General features: G+C 47.0%; 3 protein-coding genes and 1 pseudogene. 2 read left to right on the forward strand and 2 right to left on the reverse strand.

Translation table 11 applies throughout. The features are described from left to right. Positions 1–39: 39 nt before the first annotated feature. Together VGM55_RS24785 and VGM55_RS24790 are read right to left on the reverse strand one after the other, a co-directional pair. Positions 40–309: pseudogene (locus tag VGM55_RS24785) on the reverse strand (DUF4113 domain-containing protein); the annotation flags it as partial. 392 nt (positions 310–701) lie between these two features. Then, entirely contained in the window at positions 702–1547 is an 846-nt protein-coding gene (locus tag VGM55_RS24790) for a LysR family transcriptional regulator (RefSeq protein ID WP_331637042.1), read from the reverse strand. Between the two features lie 135 nt (positions 1548–1682). Between VGM55_RS24790 and VGM55_RS24795 the strand changes: the two genes are divergently transcribed. Continuing rightward, positions 1683–1979 (forward strand): putative quinol monooxygenase, encoded by a 297-nt coding sequence (locus VGM55_RS24795; protein ID WP_331637043.1) that lies wholly within the window; start codon positions 1683–1685, stop codon positions 1977–1979. Between the two features lie 84 nt (positions 1980–2063). Further along, positions 2064–2585, forward strand: coding sequence for an RpiB/LacA/LacB family sugar-phosphate isomerase (locus VGM55_RS24800; protein WP_331637044.1), 522 nt, complete (start codon positions 2064–2066; stop codon positions 2583–2585). Positions 2586–3845 lie beyond the last annotated feature (1260 nt).

Raw genomic sequence — 3845 nt, forward strand, 5'->3', positions numbered from 1 at the left:
GGAAAGGATGCCTTACCGGCCAATAGTCAGGCCAAAACGTTACCTGGCCACCGGCAGATCAGAAAATCTTGTGGTCCAGGCAGGTGACAGCATTTCCCTTTTCATGGCCCATGCTTTCTGTATTCCCTGCCCGGCAAACCATAGTCTGCCCTTCCCACTCTGATTCATTCCGTCGATGACACGCATCAGCGCTGCGCTGTTTGCCTGTGGCCCGGTTTCATCAAATAAATTCAGCTGCGCCACCCCCTGGCTGAAGAAATCGCCCAGCATCACCCCGGCTTTCATATATCGATGGCCGTCCCGCCAGATAGGGTGACCGCAAGGATTCGTTAATTTTTGGCAATAAGCCTAAAAGTTATATTAACTTCATTATTTATAATCATTTTATGAGTTATTCGTTTGCTCCGTCCCGTAGGGCTAAACCTAAATTTGCAACAATGGTTAACCCAACGCTTCAAAGATCATATCCATCACAAATCACTTGTACTGTAGATGCCTGATTTGTTTGGTAGGTAAAGCTTTGCCAAACTTCCTGACCCTGGCTTCTTTTGCCAGCTCATACCTGTCAACGTCGCTCTGCTCGATTTCCGGCTCTACCAGAACTGGCGGAAACCTTTTTTGCCGGATCTCTTGTTTTATTCGTGTGGGGTCGTGCAATTTTTTTAAATCTTTATCAAAAAGATACGACACACTGTTGCTTGTTACTCCTGCTCTGACAGAATCCTGATAAACTCTACGACTACAGGTGATTTTAAGTGTTTGCGCCAGACGAAATACATGTTGCACGATCCGATAAGGTCGAGTGAGTGCACCCGAAATGTCGGGGTGTCCGCGATAAAACTCTCCGGCACGCAGGCACAACCGATTCCACTCGCCACACACGCAAACATGACCGGATAAGACTCTATCTCGAGTACCGCACGCGGGGATATCCCGGATAACGCCAACCAGCGGTTCACCTGGTGCCGGTAATAACATTTTTCGCCAAATACATACAGATCGTACCGGGCAAGTTGCATGGCTGACAGGTTACTGACCTCCATAGGTGTGATTAATTTCAGGCACTCACAAAAGGCAAGTGCGCTGGTCAGCAATGGATGTTCTACAGGGCCATCCGAAATGATGAGATCAAGTTCCCCCTCAATCAGTTGTCGCTCCAGTGTAAATGATTGCCCGCAATGCAGGTTCAGTTCAACACCAGGCTCACGAAGAAGGTAGTCGGCTATCCGTTGTGGTAAATGGGCGCTGAGTGCAACGTCAAGCGCCCCCACATTTAACAAACCGGTTTTTGACACATTGTAAAAGAGTTGTTCTGCCTCAGTAGCCATTTCCAGCATGTTTTTCGCTTTCCTGTACAACAGGCGCCCTTCCGGGGTCACCATCAGGCGGTTTTTCTCACGGGAAAACAGCGCGACACCCAGCTGGCGTTCGAGCTCATGAATGCGCATCGTGATGTTTGACGGTACGCAATACCACATGTCGGCGGCGGCGGCGATGGTGCCTTGTTCAACCACTGCGCAAAAAAAACGCAGTTGAGAGAGTTTCATAACAGTCCCCTTTTATGAGGGTATTGGCCACAATAAGTCACTTTTACTTATTGTGTAGCAAGCGGATGATGCCTCTTCCTGCATCGGCAACGCATTATGGTGATGCGCTGCTATTTCACATTACGAGGTGTGATCATGAGTTATCACGTTCTGGTCCAGTTTGATGTTCCTTCTGACAAGCGGGATGCTTTTGCGAAAGCCGCTCTGTTTGATGCCAGTGGATCGCTGCACAATGAGCCAGGTACCGCCCGTTTCGAGGTCATTCGCGATGAAAACAACCGAAACCGCTTTTATCTGGATGAGGTGTACGAGAATGAAACCGCATTTCTACAGCACTGTAACAACTCTACTATCGGAAAGTTCTACGACATGATTGATGATTATGCATATGGTCCGGTTTTTTTGTTCAGGGGAAACCGCATTGTGGGTTAAACCCCCGGGTACCTGACCCCAGAGTAACCGAATAACAGAGGGGAGTCGTCCCTCCTGTGTTTTTACGGACAAAAGGAACTCATTATGAAAGAGAAGATCATTATTGCGGCTGATCCCGCAGGCAAGGGGCTGAAGGACCAGGTGAAACTGCATCTGGTTAGCCGGGGGTTTGAGGTGTTCGATGTAGGCTCGACCGACAACCAGGAGGTGCCTTATTACGAAGCGGGCTACGCCGTAGGCAAGGCAGTGTCAGAACAGGCTTTTCCCCGTGGGATCCTGTTTTGTAGCAGTGGCATGGGTGTCAGTATTGTGGCGAACAAATTTCCGGGAGTCTATTGCGGACTGGTTGAATCGCTGGAAACGGCACTGCTTTGCCGCATGATTAACAACTGCAACGTTTTGTCGCTGGGCGAAAGGATTGTTACACCTTACAAAGCTGTCCGTATTGTTGACGCCTTTCTGGATACTCCATTTGCGTCTCCGACCAGCGGTTTTGCGCCTGACTTTCTGAAAAAAGCCTGTGCACAGATCCATTCCTATGAAGAGGCATTATCCGCGCACTCGGCCGCAGGTTTGACGCCAGACCGCCATAAATCCGGCAGTTAATGTACGGCACATTGAATCCACCGCGTTCGACCGAACTGGTAGAGGAAATGTGCGCCGCTCGTGCTGCCATTATAACCCATCTCAGATACACTACGTGAGTGTCTCAGTAATGTGATTTGAAAAGAGGCATTTATTGCGCGTGAGTGTGATCATCATTGTGTGTCACGACACATAAATGTTCTTTCTAAATAAAGAGCGATTGTAGTTATTTCAAATAACTACAATCGGATCCCATAATCAATGGGGTCAACTTCACGCTTTCGCAATTCGAAAACACCAAACCGGTTGAGATGTTGCCGAAATGGACTCAGTGCTCGCAAAATTTCGGGAGTTATCGTCATGCCTTCACTCTGTAGTTCTTTCAAAAATCCACGGCAATATGAGTATTGGCAAATATCTTAGTCCTGTCTGCTTGTAGTTAGGCCTAAAATCACTCTGATATTTGTAAATGTTGTTAAATTTCATAGGTGCTCATATCTTGTTTGTTATGAGCCGAGAAATTGAAGTGACTAAAATCAGTCTTGGAGATTATTTTCCTTTTAAATCATAGCTATAAGAAATTGCTAAAATTCTTCGAAAGATCAACTTCTCAAAAAAAAGAAATTTATGTAATTGGTTGATTTAAATAAGCAGTTGAAGAGAGAGCAATTAGTACACATTTTCCGGGATCGTGTTGCTGATCCTTTACATATACTTGCGGAACTGAAGGTTTTGGGTAGAATGTTTGCAAGTCAGTTGCGACTGACGAGGGAGCGGGCTTGATACGAGGTTGGTATCGCCCTAAAAACAAAGCCCCGAAAATCATGCATCTTGTTTGGCGACGCGATCATGATTAACGGGGCTAGGTACGAAACCTATGAAGGATTATACCCCATCATGTGTACATTTCAACCTTTGCTACTCGCCATAAGTGCGGGCGGCTGTGATTAACCAGTCAGTACATACATCGACACCCTCTCGTAAGAGCGTACATCGGCATTGCACCCCTGAGTTTATTGGGAATTTTCCCGACTTTGTGGCTGCCAGGCGTTTTGCTGCTGCTTTAGAAGTTCACGACTGGAATCGTAACCGGCACATTTATAAACTTCGCTGTGAACGCAATCAGCGCGTTTCTATTCGCTCAGAACGACGTGAAACTTTCAATGCGCTGACAATGGCCGTTATCTCAATGTGCGACTACAACCCGGACAGTGATTATCTGTTTGAAGTTATGTGTGGTACTCACGATCTTGCCCGAATGACCAGCCTTTTACACAGAAC

This window comes from Cedecea sp. (assembly GCF_036500665.1).
In the GTDB taxonomy this organism is placed as follows: Bacteria; Pseudomonadota; Gammaproteobacteria; order Enterobacterales; family Enterobacteriaceae; genus Cedecea.

Coding starts and splice junctions, on each gene's coding strand:
- VGM55_RS24790 (WP_331637042.1), bottom strand. CDS start 1,547: ATGAAACTCTCTCAACTGCGTTTTTTTTGCGCAGTGGTTGAACAAGGC.
- VGM55_RS24795 (WP_331637043.1), top strand. CDS start 1,683: ATGAGTTATCACGTTCTGGTCCAGTTTGATGTTCCTTCTGACAAGCGG.
- VGM55_RS24800 (WP_331637044.1), top strand. CDS start 2,064: ATGAAAGAGAAGATCATTATTGCGGCTGATCCCGCAGGCAAGGGGCTG.